General features: G+C 40.2%; 17 protein-coding genes. 8 read left to right on the forward strand and 9 right to left on the reverse strand.

Going from position 1 to position 24,825, the window contains the following annotated elements:
* Positions 1 to 53: 53 nt before the first annotated feature.
* Positions 54 to 1,319 carry an aminotransferase class I/II-fold pyridoxal phosphate-dependent enzyme gene (locus F777_RS0110610; protein ID WP_026752021.1) on the reverse strand — a complete coding sequence of 422 codons (1,266 nt, stop codon included), beginning with the start codon at positions 1,317 to 1,319 and terminating at the stop codon, positions 54 to 56.
* Between the two features lie 159 nt (positions 1,320 to 1,478).
* Between F777_RS0110610 and pafA the strand changes: the two genes are divergently transcribed.
* The 3 genes from pafA (at position 1,479) to F777_RS0110625 (ending at position 6,835) form a co-directional block, all read left to right on the forward strand.
* Complete coding sequence (gene pafA, locus F777_RS0110615; protein WP_037369381.1) at positions 1,479 to 3,113, forward strand: alkaline phosphatase PafA; 1,635 nt, start codon at positions 1,479 to 1,481, stop codon at positions 3,111 to 3,113.
* Between the two features lie 77 nt (positions 3,114 to 3,190).
* The gene (locus F777_RS0110620; RefSeq protein ID WP_026752023.1) at positions 3,191 to 6,010 is read left to right on the forward strand and encodes a M16 family metallopeptidase; all 2,820 of its coding nucleotides are present in this window, start codon (positions 3,191 to 3,193) and stop codon (positions 6,008 to 6,010) included.
* 9 nt (positions 6,011 to 6,019) lie between these two features.
* Complete coding sequence (locus F777_RS0110625; RefSeq protein WP_026752024.1) at positions 6,020 to 6,835, forward strand: class I SAM-dependent methyltransferase; 816 nt, start codon at positions 6,020 to 6,022, stop codon at positions 6,833 to 6,835.
* Positions 6,836 to 6,920: 85 nt separating this feature from the next.
* On the opposite strand, the gene F777_RS16495 is transcribed toward F777_RS0110625, so the two are convergent.
* Positions 6,921 to 9,428 (reverse strand): WD40/YVTN/BNR-like repeat-containing protein, encoded by a 2,508-nt coding sequence (locus tag F777_RS16495; protein WP_051408562.1) that lies wholly within the window; start codon positions 9,426 to 9,428, stop codon positions 6,921 to 6,923.
* Positions 9,429 to 9,464: 36 nt separating this feature from the next.
* Between F777_RS16495 and F777_RS0110635 the strand changes: the two genes are divergently transcribed.
* Complete coding sequence (locus F777_RS0110635; protein ID WP_026752025.1) at positions 9,465 to 10,199, forward strand: toxin-antitoxin system YwqK family antitoxin; 735 nt, start codon at positions 9,465 to 9,467, stop codon at positions 10,197 to 10,199.
* A gap of 7 nt (positions 10,200 to 10,206) precedes the next feature.
* Here F777_RS0110635 and F777_RS0110640 read toward each other — a convergent pair whose 3' ends face one another.
* Positions 10,207 to 11,187 carry a hypothetical protein gene (locus tag F777_RS0110640; RefSeq protein ID WP_026752026.1) on the reverse strand — a complete coding sequence of 327 codons (981 nt, stop codon included), beginning with the start codon at positions 11,185 to 11,187 and terminating at the stop codon, positions 10,207 to 10,209.
* Between the two features lie 3 nt (positions 11,188 to 11,190).
* Positions 11,191 to 11,907, reverse strand: a complete 717-nt coding sequence (locus F777_RS16500; RefSeq protein ID WP_051408563.1) for a class I SAM-dependent methyltransferase — start codon at positions 11,905 to 11,907, stop codon at positions 11,191 to 11,193.
* 36 nt (positions 11,908 to 11,943) lie between these two features.
* On the opposite strand from F777_RS16500, the gene F777_RS0110650 reads away from it, so the two are divergent.
* Positions 11,944 to 13,044, forward strand: coding sequence for a glycosyltransferase family 4 protein (locus tag F777_RS0110650; RefSeq protein ID WP_026752028.1), 1,101 nt, complete (start codon positions 11,944 to 11,946; stop codon positions 13,042 to 13,044).
* Positions 13,045 to 13,068: 24 nt separating this feature from the next.
* Positions 13,069 to 13,815 (forward strand): TylF/MycF/NovP-related O-methyltransferase, encoded by a 747-nt coding sequence (locus F777_RS0110655; protein WP_026752029.1) that lies wholly within the window; start codon positions 13,069 to 13,071, stop codon positions 13,813 to 13,815.
* A gap of 23 nt (positions 13,816 to 13,838) precedes the next feature.
* Here the strand turns inward: F777_RS0110655 and F777_RS17350 are convergent, their stop codons facing one another.
* Both F777_RS17350 and F777_RS0110665 read right to left on the reverse strand, forming a co-directional pair.
* Positions 13,839 to 14,621: a glycosyltransferase gene (locus F777_RS17350; RefSeq protein ID WP_026752030.1), complete on the reverse strand. Its 783-nt coding sequence runs from the start codon at positions 14,619 to 14,621 to the stop codon at positions 13,839 to 13,841.
* A complete protein-coding gene (locus F777_RS0110665; RefSeq protein WP_026752031.1) occupies positions 14,618 to 15,379 on the reverse strand; it encodes a menaquinone biosynthetic enzyme MqnA/MqnD family protein in 762 nt (253 codons plus the stop codon). The genes F777_RS17350 and F777_RS0110665 overlap by 4 nt, the downstream gene beginning before the upstream one ends.
* A gap of 64 nt (positions 15,380 to 15,443) precedes the next feature.
* Here F777_RS0110665 and purB point away from each other — a divergent pair, with 64 nt between their 5' ends.
* Positions 15,444 to 16,790 carry an adenylosuccinate lyase gene (gene purB / locus F777_RS0110670; RefSeq protein ID WP_026752032.1) on the forward strand — a complete coding sequence of 449 codons (1,347 nt, stop codon included), beginning with the start codon at positions 15,444 to 15,446 and terminating at the stop codon, positions 16,788 to 16,790.
* A gap of 141 nt (positions 16,791 to 16,931) precedes the next feature.
* Positions 16,932 to 21,611: a translocation/assembly module TamB domain-containing protein gene (locus tag F777_RS0110675; protein ID WP_161631509.1), complete on the forward strand. Its 4,680-nt coding sequence runs from the start codon at positions 16,932 to 16,934 to the stop codon at positions 21,609 to 21,611.
* Between the two features lie 49 nt (positions 21,612 to 21,660).
* Here F777_RS0110675 and F777_RS0110680 read toward each other — a convergent pair whose 3' ends face one another.
* The 3 genes from F777_RS0110680 to carA all read right to left on the reverse strand — a co-directional run bounded on the left by F777_RS0110680 (position 21,661) and on the right by carA (position 24,803).
* On the reverse strand, positions 21,661 to 23,199 hold the full coding sequence (locus F777_RS0110680) for an ArnT family glycosyltransferase (protein WP_161631510.1): 1,539 nt from the start codon (positions 23,197 to 23,199) through the stop codon (positions 21,661 to 21,663).
* Between the two features lie 65 nt (positions 23,200 to 23,264).
* Positions 23,265 to 23,690, reverse strand: coding sequence for a type II 3-dehydroquinate dehydratase (gene aroQ / locus F777_RS0110685; protein WP_026752035.1), 426 nt, complete (start codon positions 23,688 to 23,690; stop codon positions 23,265 to 23,267).
* Positions 23,691 to 23,699: 9 nt separating this feature from the next.
* Positions 23,700 to 24,803, reverse strand: coding sequence for a glutamine-hydrolyzing carbamoyl-phosphate synthase small subunit (carA, locus tag F777_RS0110690; protein ID WP_026752036.1), 1,104 nt, complete (start codon positions 24,801 to 24,803; stop codon positions 23,700 to 23,702).
* Positions 24,804 to 24,825: the final 22 nt, after the last annotated feature.

The raw sequence follows: 24,825 nt of genomic DNA on the forward strand, positions 1-24,825 counted from the left end.
AAATCGGGTATGTCCTGAAAGGAAGAATCCGATTATTACAAGCTTTCTCCTACTTATGATACTTGTTTCTCAGCCATATCAGGAATCACTTCCACTTTGTAAGCACCTGCATCCAGCTTGGCTTTGGTTTCACTGAATGCCTTTAAAGTCTCTTCAATATCTGCATCGGTATGTGCTGCTGAAGGAATTAATCGGAAAATGATATGTCCCTTAGGAATAACAGGGTATACAACGATAGAAGCAAAAATGCCGTAGTTCTCTCTCAGGTCCATTACCATAGCAGTGGCTTCTTCCACCCCACCCTTCATGTAAACAGGCGTAACAGGTGTGTTGGTGTTCCCAATATCAAATCCTTTCTCTTTTAATCCGTTCTGCAGCTTCAATGCATTGCTCCATAGCTTTTCTTTTAATTCGGGCATGGTGCGCAACATTTCCAATCTTTTCAGGTTGCCAATTACAATAGGCATCGGCAAGCTCTTGGCAAAAATCTGACTGCGTATATTGTAACGGATAAAATCAATAATGGCTTTATCTCCTGCAAGGAAAGCACCAATAGATGCCATACTTTTCGCAAATGTTGAGAAGTACAAATCTATGGCGTCCTGACAGCCCTGCTCTTCGCCCGCACCCGCGCCAGTTTTACCCAATGTACCAAAACCATGGGCATCATCTACTAATAAACGGAATTGATACTTTGATTTCAAGGCAGCAATTTCTTTTAATTTACCCTGGTCTCCGGCCATACCGAAAACACCTTCCGTAATCACCAGAATTCCGCCAGCCTTTTGCTTTTCAATTAATTGGGTAGCTCTTACCAGTTGCTTTTCGCAATCTTCCACATCATTGTGTTTAAAAACATAACGATGTCCGGGATGCAACCGCAAACCATCAATGATACAGGCATGGCTTTCCGCGTCGTATACAATCACATCGTGTCTGCCACAAACAGCATCAATGGCACTCATGATGCCCTGGTAACCAAAGTTCATCAGGATAGCATCTTCTTTATGCTCAAAAGCTGCCAGCTCTCTTTCCAGTTGTTCGTGGTAATTGGAATTCCCACTCATCATTCTGGCCCCCATTGGATAAGCCAAACCGAATTCCTTAGCTGCATCCGCATCCACTTTTCTGATTTCAGGATGATTAGCCAGACCCAGGTAATTATTCAGGCTCCAAACTATCATTTCCTTTCCTCTGAATTTCATGCGGCTGTTAATTTCTCCTTCCAGTTTCGGAAAGGCAAAATATCCATGGGCACGTTCACGGTGCTGACCTAAAGGACCGGCATTCTTCAATAATTTTTCAAAAATATCTGCCATAAACAATGGGGATTGGTTAGATTAAATTTTTTGCAAATTTAAGAAATATGGGGCAAAGCACAAGGCATATTATAGCACAAACAGTATCTTGCAAACTTTCAAATCATTAAATCAAGCACTTTGTACACAATCAAGTTAAACAGCCAATTCGTCAAGGCAATGAGTATTGCATTGCTGATTGGAACTTCTGTATTTGCTCAGAAAACAACCAAAGTAACCAGTCCTCAGGAGAAAGCTCCCAGATTGGTAGTTGGCATTGTTGTAGATCAAATGAGATGGGATTATCTGGAGCGTTTTGCCCCTTTGTTTAAACCAAACGGCGGTTTCAAGCGAATGATGAATCAGGGATTCAGCAACGACAACTGTCAGATTGGTTATACACCTTCTGTTACCGCTTGCGGACATACGGGAATTTATACAGGAACGGTACCTGCCATTCACGGAATAACAGGTAATGCATGGTATGACGCTTTATTAAAAAGAACCGTCTACTGCAGTGAAGACAGAACTGTTGAGGGAGTGGGTGCCAAAGGTGCCAGCGATGGTAAAATGAGTCCTAGAAATATGCTTACTACAAGCATAGCAGATGAATTAAGACTGGCAACAAATTTTAAAGGCAAAACCATTGGAATTGCTATAAAAGACCGAGGCGCTATTCTTCCGGCAGGACACAGTGCCAATGGTGCTTATTGGTTCGATGCCAAATCGGGCAACTTCATAACCAGCACTTATTATTACAAAGAATTGCCTGAGTGGGTTGCAAAATTCAATACCAGACAAGTACCCGATTCACTCAGTAAACTGGGATGGAATAAATCAATGGCAGATCAACTTTATTTAGCATATGCTACTTCTGATGAAAAAGTATACGAATCCAAACCATTCGGGGCCAATCAGGTAAAAATGCCTTATGACCTATCCAGAAAAGAAAACGAAGGATTTTCGAAAGTAGTTGGTTCTCCTTGGGGGAACACATTAACGGCTGAAATGGCCAAAGCAGCGGTACTGGCAGAAGAATTAGGAAAAGATGCTATAACCGACATGCTGGCTGTCAGCTTTTCTTCTCCCGATTATATCGGCCATAGTTTTGGTCCTAATTCATGGGAAGTAGTAGACAACTATATAAGGCTTGACGAAGAACTGGGCAAAATGTTCGACTTCCTGGATGCTACTGTTGGGAAAGGAAAATATACCGCATTTTTAAGTGCAGATCATGCCGTTGCTCATGTACCTGGATTCATGAAAGAGAACAAATTACCCGGAGGAACTTTGGATGACAAAGCGGCTATGGATGAAATGAACAAAGCCATAAAAAACAAATTTGGCATTGACAAAGCAGTAGTAAGTCTATACAATTATCAGGTGCATTTTAACAGAGATTTATTAGACAGTCTAAATGCAGATAAAAAAGTACTTAACCAGTTCATGGTAAGCTATCTGATGAAGAAAGATTACATACTAAACGCTTTCCCAACCAGTGAAATTCTAACTAGTCCAATGCCACAATACCTTAGGGAGAAAGTAGCCAACGGATTTTTGTACAATAGAAGCGGAGACATTCAGATGATTTTAAAATCTGGATATATTGATGGAGGCGCAACAGGAACTACTCATGGCCTCTGGTACTCCTATGATGCACATATCCCATTGTTATGGTATGGATTTGGTATTAAGCAGGGAAGATCTAGTAAGAGAGTGTATATGCACGATATTGCTTCTACGGTGGCAGCACTTTTAAAAATTCAGGAACCCAGCGGAAATATCGGAAATCCGATAGAAGATGCATTAAAGTAAAAAAACATTCATAATAGTTGTAATATTATTTTGCTTTGATATGGACGAGGTTGTATCTTGCGATACAACCTTTTTTTATGACTAATAGTAGAATCATTACCCGGATTTTTTTATTGATCTGTCTGACTGTTGTGTTTAATGCCAATGCACAACTTAATTTGTCAGAAAAAATTCCGGTAGACCCAAAAGTTAAAATTGGCAAGTTGTCAAACGGACTAACGTATTACATCCGACAGAATGCCAAACCAGAAAAAAAAGTGGAACTGCGATTAGTTGTTAATGCAGGCTCAATTTTGGAAGACAATGACCAGCAGGGGCTTGCACACTTCACAGAGCATATGGCTTTTAATGGAACCAAAAACTTCAAAAAGAACGAACTGGTTAATTTTCTTCAAAGCATTGGTGTTGATTTTGGCGCTGATTTAAACGCCTATACCGGTTTTGATGAAACTGTATATATTTTGCCTATTCCTCTAAGCGACCCCAACAATTTTATCAAAGGACTTCAAATTCTGCAGGACTGGGCAGGTGGCATTAGCTTTGAAGGAAAGCAGATAGATGATGAAAGAGGCATTATTCTGGAAGAAAGCAGATTGGGGAAAGGAGCAGAAGACAGAATGTTCCGGAAAATTTATCCTAAACAATATGCAGGCTCCAAATACGCACAAAGATTGCCAATTGGTAAAGACAGCTTGTTAAAAAGCTTCAAGCACAGTGCTATCAAGCGCTTTTATGCAGACTGGTACCGACCTAACCTAATGGCAGTAATGGTTGTTGGAGATATTGATGTTACGGCCACTGAAAAATTGGTACAACAGTATTTCGGGGGATTAAAAAATCCAGCCAATCCAAGACCCCGTACTTATGCAACAGTGCCGGCAAGAACCCAGCACGATGGAATCGTAGTAACCGATAAAGAAGCCACTAATTTTACGGTGGAGTTGAATTATTCAACGGTAAAAACCCAACCTGAACTTACCATTGATGACTACAGAAGAAACAGTATCATCAAGTCATTATTTACCAGCATGCTTAATCAGCGGATGAACGAGCTGGCACAAAGCAGCAATCCTCCTTTCAGTTTTGCAGGAGGTAATTTTGGATCCTATGCAAGAGGTCATGAAGCATTCAACGGTTTTGCCGTTCCTGGTCCCAAAGGTCCTGACACTGCTTTAATGGCTATGCTAACAGAAATAGAAAGAATTAAAAAGTTTGGCTTCACCCAGTCTGAACTGGAGAGAGCAAAAAAACAACAACTAGCAAGTATTGAAAGATCTTATAACAACAGAGACAAAACAGAGTCCAGTGTACTGGTGGAAGAATACATCAGAAATTTCTTACAACAGGAACCAATTCCCGGCATTGAAACAGAATTCAATTACAAGAACAGTTTAATGCCAGGTGTTCAATTAGCAGAAGTAAATGCACTGGCCAACGAACTAAAGAAAAATGAAAAACTCTTTGTTTCCGTGCAGGGACCTGAGAAAAGTAATTTCAATTTACCCAACAAGGACAAATTGCTGGCTTCAATTCAAATGGCTGCCAATAGCCCATTAAAAGCATATGAAGAGAAAGCCATTGCCAGCTCCTTGCTGGAAAAAATACCAGCAGCAGGTCAATTGGTAAGTGAAAAAAGAAACGAGGCACTGGACATTACAGAATTAACCTATAGCAACGGAACCCGGGTTATTATTAAAAACACCAATTTTAAACAGGATGAAATTATCCTTACCGGTTTCAAAAAAGGGGGCATCAATGGATATGGCATAGCCGATAAGCAAAGTGCAGCTTATGCCACATCGGCTATACAACAAATGGGAATTGGCGCATTCAGCCCGGTTGATTTAAGAAAATTTCTTTCGGGTAAAATAGCCAATGCCAGTGTTGGCTTAAATGCTCTAAGTACAAGAGTCAGCGGCAACAGTAGTATAAAAGACATGGAAACTATGTTCCAGCTGATGTACCTGAACTTTACACAAATAAGAAAAGACGAAAGTTTATTCAACAGCTGGAAAGAGAAGACAAAATCTCAGATACAGTTTTTGATGTCCGATCCTACCACCGCTTTTATAGATACCGTTTACAAAGTAATGTATGGTGGAAACCCGTTGGCTCCTTCTGTTGTACCTACCGCTGCAGACTTCGACCAGATAAACCTGAGCAGAGCAATGGAAATTTATAAGGAACAAACAAATGATGCCAGTGATTATACTTTTATCATGGTAGGTAATATTGATTTAAATACAGTAAAACCTTTGTTGGCAACTTATATCGGAGGGTTACCTTCTAAAGGAACCAAAGGAGCATTCAAAGACAATGGTGTACGGATACTACCAGGTAAGAAAGACTTGAAATTCTACAAAGGAAAAGAACCGAAGAGTTTTATTTTCCATGTTTACGCTGGCCCTGTTGCTTATTCAGAATCGCTGGCCTTGCATACCGAGATGCTTTCAGAAATCCTGAATATCAAAATCATTGAAGAGCTCAGAGAAAAAATTGGTGGTATCTATGGCGGAGGTATCAATGGTTCGGTATCTAAATACCCCTATGAAGGTTATACCATGGCATTACAATTGCCATGTGGCCCTGAAAACGTAGATAAATTAACAACGGCAGCCAATGCAGAAATTGAAAAAATAAAACAGCAGGGACCCGAGCAGAAAGACCTGGATAAAGTAAAAAAATCTTTGCTGGAAAAATATGCGGTAAACATCAAGGACAACCGTTACTGGAGTAATGTACTGCAGGGTATCTACTTTTCGGAGAACGAACCGGAAAGAATATTGAATTATACCAAAATTGTAAATGATGTTACCATAGAAGACATTCGTAAAGCAGCCGCTCTGGTGTTGAACAACAGCAATATTATTCATGCTGTGTTATATCCGGAGAAGTAACTTTACCAAATGAACAAGCTGGCAAAAAAAGCAGGAAAACAATTCTTTCACCAATTAGGCGCAAACCAGTTACTGAATGAACTGAATTTTCGCTTCCAGCAATGTCGACACTATTTTGGCAACCGCCAATTTCAAAAAAAACACAAGCGCTTTGTCTTTCCATCAGACAGAGCGCTTTTTAATACCTTTCAGTTAAATTATCAACGGTTTTACGAAGACGGATTATTGTCTGCAAAGGAGTTAATTGAATGGAGTGGTATTAAGAACCAGGAAAGACCCGTCATACTGGACTGGGGTACAGGTACCGGCAGAATCATCCGGCACCTTCCTACCCTTATGTCCAATGCCGTTTGTTATGGATCAGATCTGGATGAGGCATTGATTAGCTGGTGCAAAAAAAATATTGATGCCGTTTATTTCGACACTATTAACAACGAATGCCTGCCCTATCCCTCTTATTATTTTACTGCTATTTGGGGCATTTCCGTTTTTACACATATTCCTGCTAAAGAAACAGCAAATTGGTTAGCTGAGTTACACCGGATCATGAAAGACAATGCCATAGCCATTCTTACAACTCATGGCAGTAATTATTATCACCAATTAAATGCAGCCCAACTGAGTCAATTAAACAATCAGGGCACGTATACGATAGATTATATAGAAAAAGGGCATCGTTTAATGACCACATATCATGAAGCAGAATCATTCCGTTCAATGCTCAGGCAGAGATTTCAAATAGAACATTTTTGGAAAGGCAAAACCCATCCCGAAAAAATGGGCGGTCAGGATTGCTGGATTATAAAAAAAGTCCCGGCCGCATGAGCAACCGGAACTTCTTTAGAAAACAATCTTCATTTCAATTTTTAGCAACCAACCCTTGGTTTGGGATAGTTACAAGGGAACCAACTTATTTTGCAGCTTTCTGAATTTCAGATAAGCTGGCCACGTATAAACTTCTTCCATGCGTACCCAGAACAATTTCATTGTCTCTTGGATGAATAGCAATATCATGTACAGGAATACTGTAAGGCAACCCTTTGTTCCACATTACAGAACTGTTTCCACCATTCATGCTTACATAAAGTCCACCATCGGTTCCTATATAAAGAATATTCTCATTCACCGGATCTTCTCTCAATACATTCACAGATTCGTAAGGAAGGTCTTTGGCAATCTGCTTCCAGGTAGTGCCGTAATCATCACTTACATAAACCAATGCATTGAAATAATCATTTCTGTATCCGTTTAAAGTTACGTACACACGACTCTCTTTAAACTTACTGGCTACTACTCTACTCACATATAATCCCTTGGGCAATTTTCCATTGATATTGGTCCAGCTGTAGCCACCGTCTTTGGTAACATGAATAAGACCATCATCAGAGCCCGTATAAATCAAACCAAAACGCATAGGGCTTTCACTGATGGTAGACAGCGTACCAAATGGAACATCTCCTTGCTGAGGATTGGTTGTTAAATCACCGCTCATCGCCACCATATTCTCTCCTTTGTTCAGTGAACGGTGAAACTTATTGCTTCCGAAATAAAATACATCCTGGTTATGTCTGCTCAGTACAATGGGAGATTGCCAGTTAAAGCGAAGCGGTGATTCACCCAATGCACGATTGGGTTTCACCATAGCACCTCTTGGGCCTCTCTCACCGGATGCCGGCGCGCCAATTACCTGACGGTTGTAGTTGCCAAACTGAGAGCCACTATACACAGTGCGGTTATCTCTCCAGTCTACCTGCACCTGCATACCATCTCCTCCATTTATGCTCTTATAAGCGTAGTTACCAGAACCATGCCAGCCAACATTTTCTACATTCTTGCTGGAGCCATACCAGGTACCATTGTCCTGTAAACCACCGTAAACATTATACGGTGTAGCCATGTCCACTTCAATCGCATAAAACTGTCCAACAGAAGGCGCATTTAGTTTAGACCAGTTTTTCCCATAGTCATAACTCATATTCAATCCGCCATCGTTACCATTGATAACATGGCCGTCTTTGGTAGCACTAAACCAGAAAGCATGATGATCAGAGTGAACAGAAGGTCCGTCAATAGAAGTAAACTTTTTTCCACCATCTGTACTCATCAATAAGTCTACGCCTGTTAACACCACTTTGTTCTCATCAACCGGACTCACGAAAACTTTACCAAAATAGTATCCATAAGAACTGTAAATATTGATGAAATCATTATGTGTTTTCTTCCAGGTTTTTCCACCGTCGTCACTTCGGTACAATTCGCAACCTTTAACGGCTGCTGCGGTGATGGCCGCATTGGCATCGTAGAAATAATCCCAGATTACATTGGGGCTATATTTACCACTGGCCACTCCTTCCTTAATGGAAGCAGCTGTATATTCAGCAGGCAAACGATATCTTGGACTGCGGATAAAATTGTTCAGTTTTTTATCATCCAATGCAGCAAACTGCTCTTTAGTTATACCCTGGAAAGTGTTTAGTGTATATGCTCCCGTATCTGCAGTTGAAGCATTGTTGGCTCGGGCGGTAGCAGGCCTTGGTTCATTATTGTCTACAACGGCATAAACAATATTGGGGTTCTTTGGATAAATAGCCAATCCAATTCTACCCACACCATCCCCTGTTGGGAATCCGGCACCTTCTACAGATATTTTCTGCCAGGTTTCGCCGCCATCGGTACTTTTAAAAATACCACCAGACTTTCCGCTTTCCTCAAAATTCCAGGCTTTACGGGTACGATACCACATGCCTGCATACAATTCATTGGGGTTAGATGGATTGATATCCAGATCTACAGCTCCTGTATTTTCATCGATATATAAGGTTTGCTTCCATGTTTTTCCGCCATCTGTTGTTTTGTACACTCCTCTTTCTTTATTGGGGGAGTACAAATGTCCCAATACCGCTACCCAGGCTGTATTCGGATCGCTACTATGCAATTTGATTTCTCCAATATGATGACTTTCAGGCAAACCCAACCAGGTCCAGGTTTTACCATTATCAGCTGACTTATAAACGCCTAAACCAGCGTAAGTAGAACGGCTGCTATTCACTTCACCGGTACCCACCCAGATTTCACGGGTTTTCCAGTTTACGGCAATATCTCCAATACCAATAATGTCTTCGGAATCAAAAATGGGCGTAAAGCTCATCCCGTTATTGGTTGTTTGCCACAAACCTCCTGTAGCATAAGCTACATAGAATTCAGTTGGATCTGCGGGATTCACATCCATGTCTACTACCCTTCCACTTTGTACGGTTGGACCAATATTTCTGAACGCAGTTTTATTGGCCGGGGATTCTGAACTCAGCTGTTTTCTGATTTCAATACTCTTCAGTCTTTCACTTGCTGGCGTTGGTTTAACCTGCGCTTGCGCAAAAAAAGAAGAAATCATTAACAGCGATAAAAATGTTTTTCTCATATCGGCTTAGTATTTTCGAATCCCAATGTAAGTAATATGAGATTTCTATTGCTACCGCTGTTCATTTTTTCGGTGAATATCAGTTTTGCGCAGTGCAAAACCTATCAGTTATCTTCTAAGGGAGATACCCTGAATTGCGTTGATTACAAAGGGATGAAACAGGGCAAATGGATTGTTAATACACCCAGATTGAGAGGCGAACCCGGCAGTGAATCTGAAGGCATATTTATCAACGACAAAAAAGAAGGTATCTGGCGGACTTTTAATTTAATGGGTGATCTGATTGCTCAGGAAAATTATCGCTGGGGCAATCTCCACGGAAAGCAAAGCTATTTTACTTTAGCCGGACTTGAAAGAGAGGAAAGCTGGAGGACGGTTAACCCCAACAAGGCGTTCGACACTTTAGACGTTCCTGATCCCGCCAATCCCCTGCAATTTGAAAGAATTGTGGTTAAAAACGAGGGAGGATCCATTAAACATGGGCTCTGGAGATCCTATAATCCAAATACAGGGGCGCTCGTGGAAGTGGAAGAATATATTATGGGGCAATTGAAATCGGAAAGAGAGAATGCCCTATTACAAAACGGGAACGCTTATAAAGATGCCCAATCCGTTAATGCCTCTGCAGGCAATATCCCCAACAAATCCAAATCTCCCGCAGACAGTTCAGCCAAAAGCAAAACAAAAGCCCTACCCAAAGAAGTAGCAGACTTCAATAAAAAGCAAGCCAAAAAGAACAAGCCGGTGGTAACCGGAAGAACCGGACAGTAGGTGTGAATTATTTAATCTTATTGATTTTAATATTCATTGGCGCCAATAACTGATTGATTGTCTTCATAATTCCTCTGCTCTTTATTTTTGGTTTAGCATAAGCACAGGATAAACCGGAATAGAAATCCCAACCATTGGATCTTACCTTTTCAGTATAGTTATGTAGCAGGGATTGCAATACAGGAATAGAAGAAAGATCATGCCGGGTCTGATGCCTCGACAATTGCCAGGGCAAGTTAAAATCATAGCCACTTATATGAAGAAAGAGCAGTGGATATTTCTCATTAACCCAAAACCGACCTTCTCTTTCAGAAAGCATTCTTTCGTGTAAATTCCAATATGCCACATTCAATCCCGGATCTGAAGCCAGCTGCACCCCTTCAAAAAACAAGGGTACCCAGTTCAGCCAATTCTGATCTACCCCCATTCCTTCTTCAAAATTATAATGACATTCTGTTTGCATATGTCCTGACCACCAGGCCAGAAAACGATGCGTCTCGTCACAATTTCTAAATCCAATAAAGCCGGCGTTGTACAAACCGGATCGCAAAATATCCCTCTCCCGGGGCAATAATCCGTCTGGTGGAAGAGGGTTGGTATAATGCGGTGTTAATACAATATTACTTTCCATTAAATAAGATTCAACTATTGATAAACTATTGAATACCAATGTATCAGAATCAATATAAAGTAAAATATCAGGAGAAAACGTTTTGACTAAATACTGCGCAGCAAAGGACTTCACCGCACAGTTCAATTCAATTACCGTATAACGTTGTGTAAATTCAGTAAAATCAGGAATGCCTAATTTGCTGATTTCTAATATATTATAAGGCTTAAATGAATTTAAATCAAATCTACCGTCAACACTGTCAACCAATACGATGTACAGGGTATATTCCGGATGATGGAAAATAAAGGAATCGGCCATTGTTTTTGAATGCGCCAGATGATTGGCAGAACAAACCGTATAAACAATCTTCTTCATGACTTAGTGGTTGGGCCTTTTAACAGCCAATACAATGGTATTTAAATAAAACCGTTCCGATTTGGGCCAGAGAGGTTCAAATAAAAGAAACCCACCATTCAGCAGCGGGATACCGATTTGGCGAACAAGTTTTTTAAACCAATTGAATTTTCCCAGAAAAGGCACTTTATGCATCCAATGATCGTGTATATACAACACAAACAATTGAAACAATGCCTGTACAAAATGACCATTCTTATCCATCACCTGAATTTCATAACCATTTTGCTCCAGCATATCTTTTAAGGCAAACTGGGTATAGCGGGCATAATCCACCGGAATTTCATGTTCTTCCCAGGCAAAGGGACAGGTAATCAGCAATTGTCCACCCGGTTTGGTAACCCGGCTTATTTCGGGCAATATCTGCGAAAGACCAAAAACATGTTCAAATACTTCACTGGAAAATACGGCATCAAAGCTTTGATCGGAAAAAGGGATGGTCTTACCATCATAAAAAACATCCACATTTTCGTTCTTATGATCATGCCCCTCCCCTTGGTAATCCAGCCCTGTATAAGAAGACACCTGCGTAAATAGAGATTGATATGGCTTTTCACCACATCCAAAGTCGAGTAGTTTACCCTTGAGTTGTGGTGCATAAAAACTAATTTTACGAAACAAACCCTTTCTGATAAAATAAAGCGGATGTTTAATGGAGGGATTGAAGTTTTTAGGCACCATATTGTGAACGCAAATATTGCAGGCAAGATACGGAATATGACAATTAGGTATGATTATCAGATTTTTTGCGAACAACCCTATGGAGGTATCTCCCGTTATTTTTATGAATTGATTCATCGGCTACAGCAAAAAGCCGGGGTAGATATTCAACTGGATATTTTATCTGCAGACAATATTTTTCTGGAACAGTTAAAAGGTAAGACAGCCTGGAATGAAGTTCAATTCAAAGGAAAAAAAGACCTGAACCGGTTACTTTCTAACGTTTATGACAGCTTTGCTTCCCGTATGCAGCCTTTCGACATATTCCATCCAACGTATTACAATAAATCTTCCCTTTCAAGAGCGGCCGGAAGACCCATGGTAATAACCATTCACGATATGATCGATGAACGCTTTCACAGCAATAAAAAAGAGTTTGAAAATATACTTTCCGTAAGAGCCAAACATATACAACAGGCAACCAGAATTATTGCTGTTTCTCAAAATACGCGCAAGGATCTGATTGAGTTATGTAATGTACCTGAAGAAAAAATTGAAACCATTTATCATGGCAACAGTTTTGATAAAAATAGAGAAAGGCATAGTCTGCCTCGTTTAATAGAAAATGATTATATTCTATATACCGGAAAAAGATATGCATATAAAAACTTCATGCGCTTTGCAGAAAGCATAGTGCCCATATTAAAAGACAATCCATCGCTGCAACTTATTTGTGCCGGCGGTGGCCCCTTCAAAGCTTCAGAATTAAATCAGTTAAACCAATTGGGCATTCAAAACCAGGTGGAATATCATCCCATCCCAACGGATGAAACGCTGGCATCACTTTACAACCATGCAATTGCACTGGTATATCCCAGTTTATATGAAGGATTTGGGTTGCCGATTATAGAAGCTTTTGCCTGTAGCTGTCCGGTAATTACATCGTGGGGCTCCAGTACCGGAGAGATTGCAGGTGATGCAGCTATTTTAATTGACCCTAACAATACATCTGACATCACAGAAAAAATTTGGGAGGTGATGAATAATAGTACCTTGCAGGAAGAATTGATTCAAAGAGGTCATGCAAGAGCAGCTCAGTTTAACTGGGACAAAACGGCTCAGCAAACGTTTGAATTATATCAGTCACTCGTAAAATAATAAAACGGTTTTCAAGTAGCATATATGAAGATTAAACCCATCAAAGCACTAAAAGTACTATTTGGTCAGGACGAAAAAAGTCATCAACTACCACCGGATTTTGAAAATATCCATAAATCCATTATTGAAAAAGTAAGACCTTATACCATGACCAGTCCCGAGCGGCTGTATGGTTTAATTGAAAGTGTTCAATACATTGTCAAAAACAATATTGGCGGCGCTTTGGTAGAATGCGGGGTTTGGAAAGGAGGTTCTATGATGGCCATTGCAGAGACTTTACTGGCATTAGGAATAAAAGACCGGGAATTGTATCTCTACGACACTTTTGAAGGCATGACAGCACCAACAGAGGAAGATGTGGATCAGCTGAACAGAGACGCAGCAAGTCAGTTAAAACAGGACGCTTCCAAAAAAACAGAAAGTGTGGTCTGGGCTTATTCAGGGTTGGAGGAAGTAAAGCATAATATTGCACGCACAGGATACCCTTCTGATAAAATTCATTTTATTCAGGGCGATATACTGAAAACGATTCCCGCCCATCTGCCCGGAACAACAGCCTTGCTAAGATTAGACACCGACTGGTACGAATCTACGAAACATGAAATGGAACATCTTTATCCCTTGTTGGTTTCCAAAGGCATTTTAATCATCGATGATTATGGATTCTGGAAGGGTTCTAAAAAAGCGGTAGACGAATACCTGCTGCAACATCAGGTACCGCTGATGCTTCATCGCATGGATGAAACAGGACGTTCAGCAGTAAAGCCTTAACAAAAAGAAATAAAAATTTAATTTTAAGCATTGGCCAGCCCCAATGCTTTTTTTATTTGGAAGAGCCATTTTCCAAGAGGGGTTTGTAAGAGCAGGTGCAAAATATATAACCTCAGTTGCCAGATTCGGCATAGCAGTGAATAACCAAAATAAGACTCGTAAATCTGAATATTGTCTTTCAGGGATTGCACATAATTTTTAGTACTGATACCCGAATCGTCAAAAACACTGATGGTATGATTAATATATCCGTATGGCTCTGCATGAATCCGGCACATCAGATCATAGTCCATGGCAATTTTATGTGCATTATTAAAATAGCCAACCCGGTCATATACTTCTTTTTTCACAAACCAGGTGGGATGTGCCACACTGCGCATACCCCTGTATAGTTTACTGGCATCAAAGGGTTTGCCTATCACAATCTCTTCCCCTGCTCTGGTAACTTTTATATTCCCGCTGCTCCAGGTAATTTGCGGGTGGGCCACATAGAATTGTTTAACAACCTCCATTACATCTTTGCTTGCATAACAATCTCCGGCATGTAATAAATGCAGCAAAGAGTAACGAGCATGTTCGATTCCCTTATTAAAAGCGTCCCCGATTCCCTTGTCCCTTTCATTGATCCAACGTCTGTATGCAGGCTGAGGCGAATCAGCCAACCAGTTGGCAATATCGGGTGAAGTAGATCCGTTAATAATCAGGTGCTCATCCGGCAAAACCGATTGCTGGTCTACCGATTCACAGGTTCTCTGCAAATCGGCCAGGTTATTGAAGCAAATACTGATTACCGTTACTTGTATCATGCCGGATGAATGGGGCTAAGGGTCTTTAATTTTTCGTGAAACAACTGAATCGCTTTTCGCTTATCCTCGTTCAGTTCGTATTGAATATTTTCAGTAAAATAGGTTTTCAGGTCGTAGGCTTCAAAAGATAAATCCGCCACCACTTCATCAATATGCTGAAGTCCATACCCCAATGCACGATTAAACCCATCTATAAAATCAGGATCAATGGGCTTGTTGGCCACCCAGGCAGCAAACACAAAGGGCAATCCGGTAAAATTGTTCCACGCCGTGGCCAAATCATACATATAGGGGGATTGTAACCGCTGCTCCAATGCACGGTCACCAATTACAACCGCAGCTGTTGTTCCCTTAATTTGCTCCCTGAAATCGGGGCCCGCTGCTTCCATTTGCAGATCTAGTTTCCAGTAATCCCGAACCAGAATCCTGGCAAGGTTCACAGAAGTCCGGCTCTGATAATCGAGCAGCAATGTTTTTACTTCTTGTAAGGGTACTTCACTAAAAATGGCCACCGAAGCCACATCTTCTTCCGCAGAAATGCAATAATCAGAAACAATCTGAGCATTGGGTATAGAAGGAATAATGGCAACGGGAATCAATCCTATGTCGATAAGGTCATTTTGCAGGTTGGCAGCTACCTTGGCGGGGTAATCTTCGGTTAATTCAATTTTATTGAGGAGACCCGATCGCTGGATACCCAACATCATGGGCTTGGTATTTAAATAACTTACGGCTCCAATTCTTATCTTCTTGTTCAATTCAGCTACTTTTGTACAAAGAAAAGATTAAATCTAAATATTTAACGTTTACCCCTTAAAATTCATGGAACTGACTCAATTAACCGCTATTTCACCCGTTGACGGAAGATACAGAAGTAAAACCGCCCCTTTAGCAGAATATTTTTCTGAATATGCGCTAATCAAATACCGGGTTTTAGTAGAAGTAGAATATTTTTTCTTTTTGGCCGATCAGAAATTTTTTAAGCTGGCAGCCAAACCCAGACAGGCACTTAGGACCATGCTCGAAAATTTTAGCCTGGAAGATGCACAATATATCAAGCAGCTTGAAAAGACCACCAATCACGATGTAAAAGCGGTAGAATACTTTTTAAAAGAGCAGGTAGACAAAGCGGGTATTGGACAATTAAAAGAATGGATTCACTTTGGACTCACTTCTCAGGATATAAATAATACTGCCATTCCATTAAGCTGGAAACATGCCATGGAACATGAATACCTACCCGCTTTAATTAATTTACAGAATGGCATTTATAATTTAGCGAATCAGTGGAAAGCTGTCCCAATGCTGGCCAGAACACATGGTCAGGCTGCTTCTCCAACCCGTCTGGGTAAAGAGCTGATGGTATTTGTAGAACGGTTACACAATCAGATAGAATTATTTGCCAGTATCCCTTATGCTGCCAAATTCGGAGGAGCTACAGGCAACTTCAACGCTCACTATATAGCATTTCCTAAAAAAAACTGGGTTGCCCTGGGAAACAAGTTTGTGGAAGAAACCCTTGGATTACAGCGCATGCAGTTTACCACACAGATTGAACACTATGATGCCATTGCAGCTCATTTTGATGCACTGAAGAGAATCAACAATATTCTGATAGACTTGTGCCGTGATATCTGGACTTATATTTCCATGGATTACTTTAAACAGAAAACCAAAAAAGGAGAAGTAGGTTCCTCTGCCATGCCTCATAAGGTAAACCCAATCGATTTTGAAAATGCAGAAGGAAACCTGGGCATGGCCAATGCCATGTTGGAACACCTGAGTGGCAAATTACCCATCAGTCGTTTGCAGAGAGATTTAACCGATTCAACCGTACTAAGAAATATAGGAGTGCCGGTTGCCCATATCCAAATTGCGTTTCAATCTTTGGAAAAAGGGCTTTCCAAACTCATTTTGAATGAAGCCGCCATACAGGAAGATTTGGAAAACAACTGGGCAGTGGTGGCCGAAGCCATTCAAACCATCTTAAGAAGAGAAAACTTTCCTAACCCATACGAGGCACTGAAAGACCTAACCAGGGGTAAACAAAAAATGGACAAGAAAACCATTCATCAGTTTATTCAATCCCTGAAAATAAGTGCTGCACTCAAAAAAGAATTGAAAGCCATAACGCCTGTTAATTACACGGGAATCAACCCCAATTATTAGTATGGCATCATGATTGCTTCCTTTTATTCTTTATGATTCGAAAAATATAGTAACCTGCAAAAAGCACTCAACATATTCAGAAAAGTAATACTGATTCTAGTAGCCGTATTGCTGCTCTTGTATGTAGCCATTCAGACTGATATGGTTCAGAATGCTTTGGTTGGATATGCAACCGGAAAATTAAGTACAGCATTGGGGACTGAAGTACGAATAAAAAAAGTAAGTATTTCCTTCTTCAGCAAACTAAGCATGGATGGAACATTGGTCAGAGATAAACAAAAAGACACCATCCTCTATGCGGGTAGTCTTAAATTAAATATCACTGACTGGTTCTTTCTGAAAGACAAAGTAGAACTAAAATACATTGGACTGGAGAATGCGGTAATAAAACTACAGCGAAAAGACAGCACCTGGAACTACCAGCATATTGCAGATTATTTCAGCAGCCCCACTCCCACTAAGAAAAAGAAAAATGACATTAACCTGAACCTGAAGAAAATCGATCTTAAAAATATTCGATTCTTTCAAAACGATTTATGGGTAGGCACACAGAATACGATTGAACTGGGAGCATTGATTATTGATGCGGAGCGGATAGACTTTAACCGAAATCAATACATCATCAATGAATGTTTACTAACTCAGCCCAATGTAATACTACAGAATCTGGAGGGATTAAGGCCGCCGAAATTCAAAAAGAAAACTCCATACTACGACGGCAAATCCTTCTATTTTAATCCGGGTAATATTGGCATACAGGTAAAGAATATTCAAATAAAAAGCGGGCGTCTTTTTATTGAGGGCAATACGGATAAAGCAGGACAGGGATTTGATGAATCACATATTGAATTGTCGGCGATGAACGGGAAACTTCAGCAGTTTGTATTGAATAAGGATACCATGCGCGCCAAAGCGGTTCTTAGCGCAAAAGACCGAAGTGGTTTTGAATTAAAAAAACTGGCAGCCAATATTCGGTTTACGCCTCAAATCATGGAGTTCAATAATCTTGATTTGCAAACCAACAAAAGCAGACTTGGCAATTATTATGCCATGCAATACCGCGATTTCAACGAAGATTTTGCCCATTTTTTAAATCAGGTAAAATTAACTGCCCGTTTCTCCAATGCTAAAATTCACAGCGACGATATTGCATTTTTTGCTCCCGAGCTAAAGGGATGGAACAAACAGATTACATTGGGAGGTAACTTTAACGGTACCATTGAAGACTTTTCCGTAGCCGGATTAAATGGAAGCATTGGAGCCAATACCAGTATTACGGGTTCACTATCAATGAAAGGGCTGCCCGATATCAACACTACGCAAATCAATTTCAGCAATGGGGTATTAAATACCAATGCTTATGATTTGGGCATTTTTGTCCCAGGTATGAAAGGCATTACTAATCCGGATCTTCCTTCGCTTGGGCCAATTGTATTTCGCGGAAATTTTAAAGGAACCATCAATAACTTTAATACAGCAGGTGTAATTTCAACCAGGCTGGGTGGTGCACAAACCAATATTAGCCTGGCATTTCCTGAAAAGGGAGAGCCTAGTTTTGAAGGTTTTTTGAGCACTAAAAAATTTCATCTGGGAAAATTCCTGAAAGTAGATTCTCTGGGACATATCAACTTCAGCGGGAAAGTTACTGGCTCCAGTTTTAATATCGATCAGCTCAAAACACAGTTTGATGGAATTGTACATAGCCTGGAATACATGGGCTATACCTACAGCAATATCATTGCCAACGGAACCATCCAAAGAAAAGCTTTCAACGGTGAATTGGAGATTGAAGACGATAATATTGGATTTACCAGTAACGTAGAAGTAGATTTCAGTAAAAAGGAACCTCTCTTCAATATTGTTGGTGACTTGTCCAAAGCAGATTTACATGCGCTGAAACTAATAAAGGATTCCATAAAAATTGCCGGATTACTCGATGTGAATTTTACGGGTAGTAATATTGATCAGTTTATAGGAACCGCCAAATTATTGAATGCAAATATTCAAAATGCCAGCAACAGTATCCAGTTTGACTCTTTAAATCTAAGTTCCTATTATAACGACACTATCAAGACCCTTCATGTAGGCAGCAATGAATTCAATGCCACCATCAACGGAAAATTCAATATCAAGGAACTGCCTTCCAGTTTTCAGGCATTCCTGCACAACTACTATCCTGCTTATATACCGTCTCCTAAAACAACACCCATTAATCAGGATTTCGATTTTGCCATCAACACATTTTATATTGAACCCTATTTTAAAATATTCACCAATAAAATTTCCGGTTTCAATGACGTAAGTATCAAGGGAACCATCGATACACGGAATATTGCTTTGGGTATCAATGCGTATATTCCCTATGGCAAATTTGATCAGTATGCAGCTACCGGATTTCAACTGGAAGGAACCGGTGATTTTGATTCCTTAGCCGTCATTACCAATATTAAAAATTTTGAAATTGGCGACAGCCTTAGCCTGCCCAATTCTGTTATTGATATAGTTGCCGCCAATGATCACTCGGTTGTATCCATTAATACCAAAGCCAACAACACATTAGATGATGCGGCACTTCTTGCCGATGTGTATACCCTTGAAGACGGAGTGCGAATTCAATTTAAGCCTTCAAGTTTTGTATTAAAGGAAAAGAAATGGAACATTGAAGACAATGGGGAACTGGTAATTAGAAAAAATTTGTTAAGTGCCAATAATGTCAAGATTTCACAGGGAGACTTTCAGGAAATCAGAATTGTTACAGAGGAAGAAGATGGCGGGAATACCAGTAATTTGATAGTGAAATTAAAAAATATTGTGCTGGGCGATATCACTTCCCTTTTCATGAGAAAGGAAACACTGGAGGGAATCGTAAGCGGAGACATCAAAGTATCGGATTATTTTGGCGATTATCAGGCTTCTGCCAATTTAAAAGCTGCTTCTTTTTATTACGAACAGGATTCCATTGGAGTAGTAGACATTAAAGCTGCCTATGACAGTAAAACCGGACTACTGCCTTTTGAAGTAGTTTCTCCCAATAAAAACTACGATTTAAGTGCCAAGGGCTCATACAATATCAAAGACACCAGTGGTAATTCATTCAATACCAAAATTCATTTGAATGAAACCCAAATTAGTGTGATAGAAAACCTGCTCACAGGATTGTTCAGCAATTTGAAAGGCATTGCATCCGGAGATTTGGAAATCAGCGGAGATTTAAATGCACCACAATTACTTGGAGCCATCAGTTTAAAAAACGCCGGCTTAATGGTAGATTTTACGCAGGTGGAATATAGCATTGATTCAGCCAATCTTTTATTTGAAGAAGACGGAATTAATTTTGGCAGTTTCACACTAAGAGACAAATACGGCTACACGGGTACAGCAAGCGGCAAGTTATACGAGAATGGTTTTAAAGACATGGTATTTGACTTTGACGTTAGAACCGATAAATTGCTCATGATAGATACCAAGGCCAAGGACAATGAACAGTTTTACGGCAAAGCAATCGGTAGAGCCAACCTAAGCTTTAAGGGGCCAGAGAACGATTGCAAAATGACCATTGTAGCAGAAGCCAATGATAGCTCACATATTTTTATACCCAATAAGGAAAGCAAAGAAAGCGGCAGCGCCGACTTCATTGTATTTAAGTCGTATGGAACAGAACTGGAAACAAGTTCTAAAAAGAGTAATTTCAATTTAACGGTAGACCTGGATGTAACTGCCAATAACAAAGTACTCATAGATGTAATTTTAGATGAGGTTAGCGGTGATATTATTAAAGCCGTAGGTAATGGACGCCTCTTAATTAAAGCTGGCACTGTTGAGCCGCTAACTATTAAAGGCCGTTACAATATTGAAAGAGGAAATTATGATTTCAATTTTCAATCCCTGCTAAAAAAGCCATTTGAATTATTACCCAACTCCAACAACTATATTGAATGGAATGGAGATCCTTACAAAGCTACCATGAGCATCGATGCTCAATACACAGCAGAACGTATTTCATTATCCGATTTAATCGGAAATAATATCTTCAGTGGTTCTGTAAGAGGATATAGGGGTGATGTTTACGTAATTGCTGAATTAAGAAATCAGTTGAGTCAGCCAGATATTAGCTTCAGACTTGATTTTCCTCAGGGAAGCCCGGTAAAAAACGACAACGAATTCTCTGCCTTCCTGAACAGAATTCAAAGAGATGAAAACGAAATTCTAAAACAGGTTTCCTTCCTGATTGTATTTGGAACTTTTGCCCCTCCAGGTGAATTCAGTAGTAGAAGTGGTGGAACCAACCCCTACAATATCAGTTCCCTGGGTATCAATACGCTTTCACAGGTATTAACCAACGAAGTAAACAAAGCCCTATCCGGATTGCTATTTAAAATTACAGGAGACAGAAGTTTACGATTCGACCTGGGGGCTTCCTTGTACAATAGTTCCAGTATTTTTGGCGCCACTACCGGAGGTGTGCAAAACAATAGCAACGTATTAGACAGATCTAGGGTGAATTTTAAATTCGGCAAATCCTTTTTAAACAACAATGTAATTGTAACTTTTGGCGGTGATCTTGATTTTAATTTAGGTGCTCGTTCCGGTGTGGGAAATAATTTTCAATGGTTGCCCGATTTAAATATCGAGATCATTCTTTCAAAAGACAGAAAACTAAGAGCCATCATATTCAATAAAAACAGCCTTGATATCAGTGGTTCCAATTTTGGAAGAAGAAATAGAACGGGTGCCAGTATTTCTTACAGAAGAGATTTTGAAAAACTCTGGGGTAAAAAAGAGAAAGAAGTTTCTATTACAGACCCAGCCCAAAAGAAATAAAATACTTTCTTTTTAGCGCAATTACAAGAGGGGTAATTAAAAGTATAATTTATGGCAGAAGCGGACCAGGAACTTTCTTACAGTTTCTTAACCGATAAATATAAAAGTAGCGAACTACTCCCCCGCCTCTTTGCTGTTTTAATTTTTCAGCAGGTTCAATTTTACTAAAATAAGCACCATAAGCTTCTTCTACATTCAAAGGTAAATTAGAAGGTACAATGGCATAGGCGTCCATTCCTATTTTCAGGCTGGTTCGCTGCTGATTCAACCAGGCAAACTGATGGAGATCCTGCAAAGTACCAACTCCAATTAAGGGAACACCGGAAATTCTGGAAACATAAAATTCCAGATGCCCTCCCGGAAACCATTTATGGGTTACTAATAAGGGATTAGATTTTATCTGACCTTCTGCTATATCTTCTTTTACAATACTTGAAAATTGCTCCCCTAAAGAAGCCCATCCGGATAAATCCAAAGTAGGACAATATTCACCATAAGCCTCTTTGGACTGAGAACCAAAATTAACAGGCGAAAAGCGAATCAGGGAAATGCCAGTTAGCAGAGCAACAACTACAAAACCAAGAGCCCATTTAAGTATACCTGGGAAGGAAACAGTTTTCCGTTGATCCAGCCAGGCAGCTACTATAAAATAAAGGGGAATATAGGCAGGCCCAGACCAATGCGGCAAAGTGGGATTAAACAATGCAATTCCCCAGAAAACCAGCAACATTGGGATACTCATACTAAAAAGCCAGGCTTTTATTCTTTGTTGTCGAAAACGAAACTGTTTTCTGAGCAGGAGAATTACCGACAACCATACCAACACAAACACAAAAGGATTCTGATAGGCAAATTCCCCTGCTATTTCCTGTAAAAAGGCATCGGTATTAATGCCAGTATGGGTTACCCTCCCCGAATGGAACCGATAAGTAATAAAATCATTCTGAATATTCCAGTAAAGAATAGGCAGCAAAAACAAAACGGTAATAAAGGCAGATACATACAACCTTGGATTACTTAGCCAATGGCGTTTCTGCAACAAAATGTATAATCCAAAGCCAGCCCAGAGAAAAAGTCCGTGCACTTTGGCCAATGTAGCAAGTCCAATCACGACTCCCAGAAAAATCCATACACTCCAGTTTTTTTCTTCCGACTTGTGAATAACCAGATAGGCCATTATATACAATGCACCTGTCCAGAAAGGCATCTGAGGAGAATCGGGCAGAACAAAAAATCCGGCAATAAAACCCGTGTAAACAGAAGCGGTGTATAAAAGCGCCGCAAACCAGCCCATTCGTTCGTTCCCGATCAACTTACCCGTCTTAAAAATAAACCAGGTAGAAAAAGCTGCCCCAACAAAACTTCCCAATCTCAGAGACAATTCAGAAGCCCACCAGCCGTTTAAACTGAAAATACGTATCATCCAGGCAACCATGGGCGGATGGTCAAAATAATTCCAGTCGGGTCTTAACACATAAGTCCAGTAATAAACCTCATCATTGCCCAGCTCAATAGTAGAAGCCAGCAGGAGTTTAACAATAAAACTGATGCCTATTAAATAGAGAACTGATTTGGTATAGGATTTCATCAACAGCATTCAGAAGCTGGATAGTGAGCAATAAAAGTAAGAAAAAAACGGCGGATGCACCGATATTAGGCCTTTTGCCACATGAACCATTGAACAGCCAGCGCATAACCAGACAATCCAAGTCCGGCAATGGTGCCCTTTGCTTTTGCAGAAACATGAGAGATTTTTCTAAAATCTTCTCTTGCGTGAATATTGCTGATATGTACTTCAATAACCGGAACAGAAATAGCAGCAATGGCATCACCAATGGCAACACTGGTATGCGTATAGCCGCCTGGATTCAATACAATTCCATCAACAGTCTCTGCTGCTGACTGGATAGCGTTGATGAGTTCGCCTTCAACATTCGATTGAAAATAAGTGAAACGAACCGCAGGGAAATTTGTTTCCAGTTGTTGCAGATATTGCTCAAAGGAAAGACTACCGTAAACCTCCGGTTCCCTTTTTCCCAGCAAATTCAAATTCGGCCCATTGATAATTGCAATATTCATAGAATGAAATTACTGCATCATTTCAACAAAACGATCAAATAAATAACGGCTATCGTGCGGGCCTGGGGTGCTTTCCGGGTGATATTGAACGCTAAACGCAGGACGGTCTTTTAAACGGATACCTTCAATGGATTCATCGTTCAGATTCACGTGTGTTACTTCTACATTCGGATGATTCTTCACTGCAACCGGATCAACACCAAAACCATGGTTCTGAGTAGTGATTTCGCATTGACCAGTGATTATATTTTTAACAGGGTGATTCAACCCTCTGTGCCCATGGTGCATTTTAAATGTTGGGATATCGTTGGCCAGTGCAAGTAGCTGGTGGCCTAAACAGATTCCGAAGACTGGCTTTTTCTCTGCCAACACATCTTTCACCGTTTCAATGGCATAAGGCATAGCGGCAGGATCACCTGGCCCATTGGAAATAAAATAACCGGTTGGATTAAATTCTTTCAAACGTTCAATTTTTGTTTTTGCAGGATGAACCCTAATATGTGCGCCCCTGCTTACCAAACATTGCAGAATATGTTGTTTAACACCAAAATCTAATACAGCTACTTTTATAGCCGATGCAGGATCTCCCAACTCGTATTCAGTAGTAGTACTTACTTTACTGGCCAGTTCCTGACCATCCATACTGGGGACTTCTTTCAAACGGGCTTTTAATTCTTCTACAGAAAGATCTTCTGAAGAAATAATGCAATTCATTGCCCCTACTGTTCTTATATGTGCCACTAAAGCACGGGTATCAATCCCATCAATAGCTACAATATTGTTTTGGATTAAATAAGCATTTAAATCTTGATTGGCCTGGTGTCTGCTGTACTGTTCTTCCAGGTTTCTGGCTATCAGTGCATGAATCTTTACTGAATTACTCTCTACATCTGATTCCTTAACCCCGTAGTTTCCAATATGCACGGTATTCATAATAATCACCTGTCCGGTATAACTGGGGTCAGTAAACACTTCCTGGTATCCAGTCATCCCAGTATTAAAACAAATTTCGCCAGTGGCGGTTCCAATTTTACCAAAAGACAGACCATGAAAAACATGTCCATCAGCAAGTACAAGTGTAGCAGGTTTACGGATAAGTGTGGAATGAGGCATAGTGAAAATTATGAGTGCAAAA

This window comes from Sediminibacterium sp. C3 (assembly GCF_000508085.1).
In the GTDB taxonomy this organism is placed as follows: Bacteria; Bacteroidota; Bacteroidia; order Chitinophagales; family Chitinophagaceae; genus Sediminibacterium.

Excerpts from the sequence above, each read along its gene's own strand:
- F777_RS0110610 (WP_026752021.1), bottom strand. The coding sequence starts at position 1,319 with ATGGCAGATATTTTTGAAAAATTATTGAAGAATGCCGGTCCTTTAGGT.
- pafA (WP_037369381.1), top strand. The coding sequence starts at position 1,479 with ATGAGTATTGCATTGCTGATTGGAACTTCTGTATTTGCTCAGAAAACA.
- F777_RS0110620 (WP_026752023.1), top strand. The coding sequence starts at position 3,191 with ATGACTAATAGTAGAATCATTACCCGGATTTTTTTATTGATCTGTCTG.
- F777_RS0110625 (WP_026752024.1), top strand. The coding sequence starts at position 6,020 with ATGAACAAGCTGGCAAAAAAAGCAGGAAAACAATTCTTTCACCAATTA.
- F777_RS16495 (WP_051408562.1), bottom strand. The coding sequence starts at position 9,428 with ATGAGAAAAACATTTTTATCGCTGTTAATGATTTCTTCTTTTTTTGCG.
- F777_RS0110635 (WP_026752025.1), top strand. The coding sequence starts at position 9,465 with ATGAGATTTCTATTGCTACCGCTGTTCATTTTTTCGGTGAATATCAGT.
- F777_RS0110640 (WP_026752026.1), bottom strand. The coding sequence starts at position 11,187 with ATGAAGAAGATTGTTTATACGGTTTGTTCTGCCAATCATCTGGCGCAT.
- F777_RS16500 (WP_051408563.1), bottom strand. The coding sequence starts at position 11,907 with ATGGTGCCTAAAAACTTCAATCCCTCCATTAAACATCCGCTTTATTTT.
- F777_RS0110650 (WP_026752028.1), top strand. The coding sequence starts at position 11,944 with ATGACAATTAGGTATGATTATCAGATTTTTTGCGAACAACCCTATGGA.
- F777_RS0110655 (WP_026752029.1), top strand. The coding sequence starts at position 13,069 with ATGAAGATTAAACCCATCAAAGCACTAAAAGTACTATTTGGTCAGGAC.
- F777_RS17350 (WP_026752030.1), bottom strand. The coding sequence starts at position 14,621 with ATGATACAAGTAACGGTAATCAGTATTTGCTTCAATAACCTGGCCGAT.
- purB (WP_026752032.1), top strand. The coding sequence starts at position 15,444 with ATGGAACTGACTCAATTAACCGCTATTTCACCCGTTGACGGAAGATAC.
- F777_RS0110675 (WP_161631509.1), top strand. The coding sequence starts at position 16,932 with ATGGTTCAGAATGCTTTGGTTGGATATGCAACCGGAAAATTAAGTACA.
- F777_RS0110680 (WP_161631510.1), bottom strand. The coding sequence starts at position 23,199 with ATGAAATCCTATACCAAATCAGTTCTCTATTTAATAGGCATCAGTTTT.
- aroQ (WP_026752035.1), bottom strand. The coding sequence starts at position 23,690 with ATGAATATTGCAATTATCAATGGGCCGAATTTGAATTTGCTGGGAAAA.
- carA (WP_026752036.1), bottom strand. The coding sequence starts at position 24,803 with ATGCCTCATTCCACACTTATCCGTAAACCTGCTACACTTGTACTTGCT.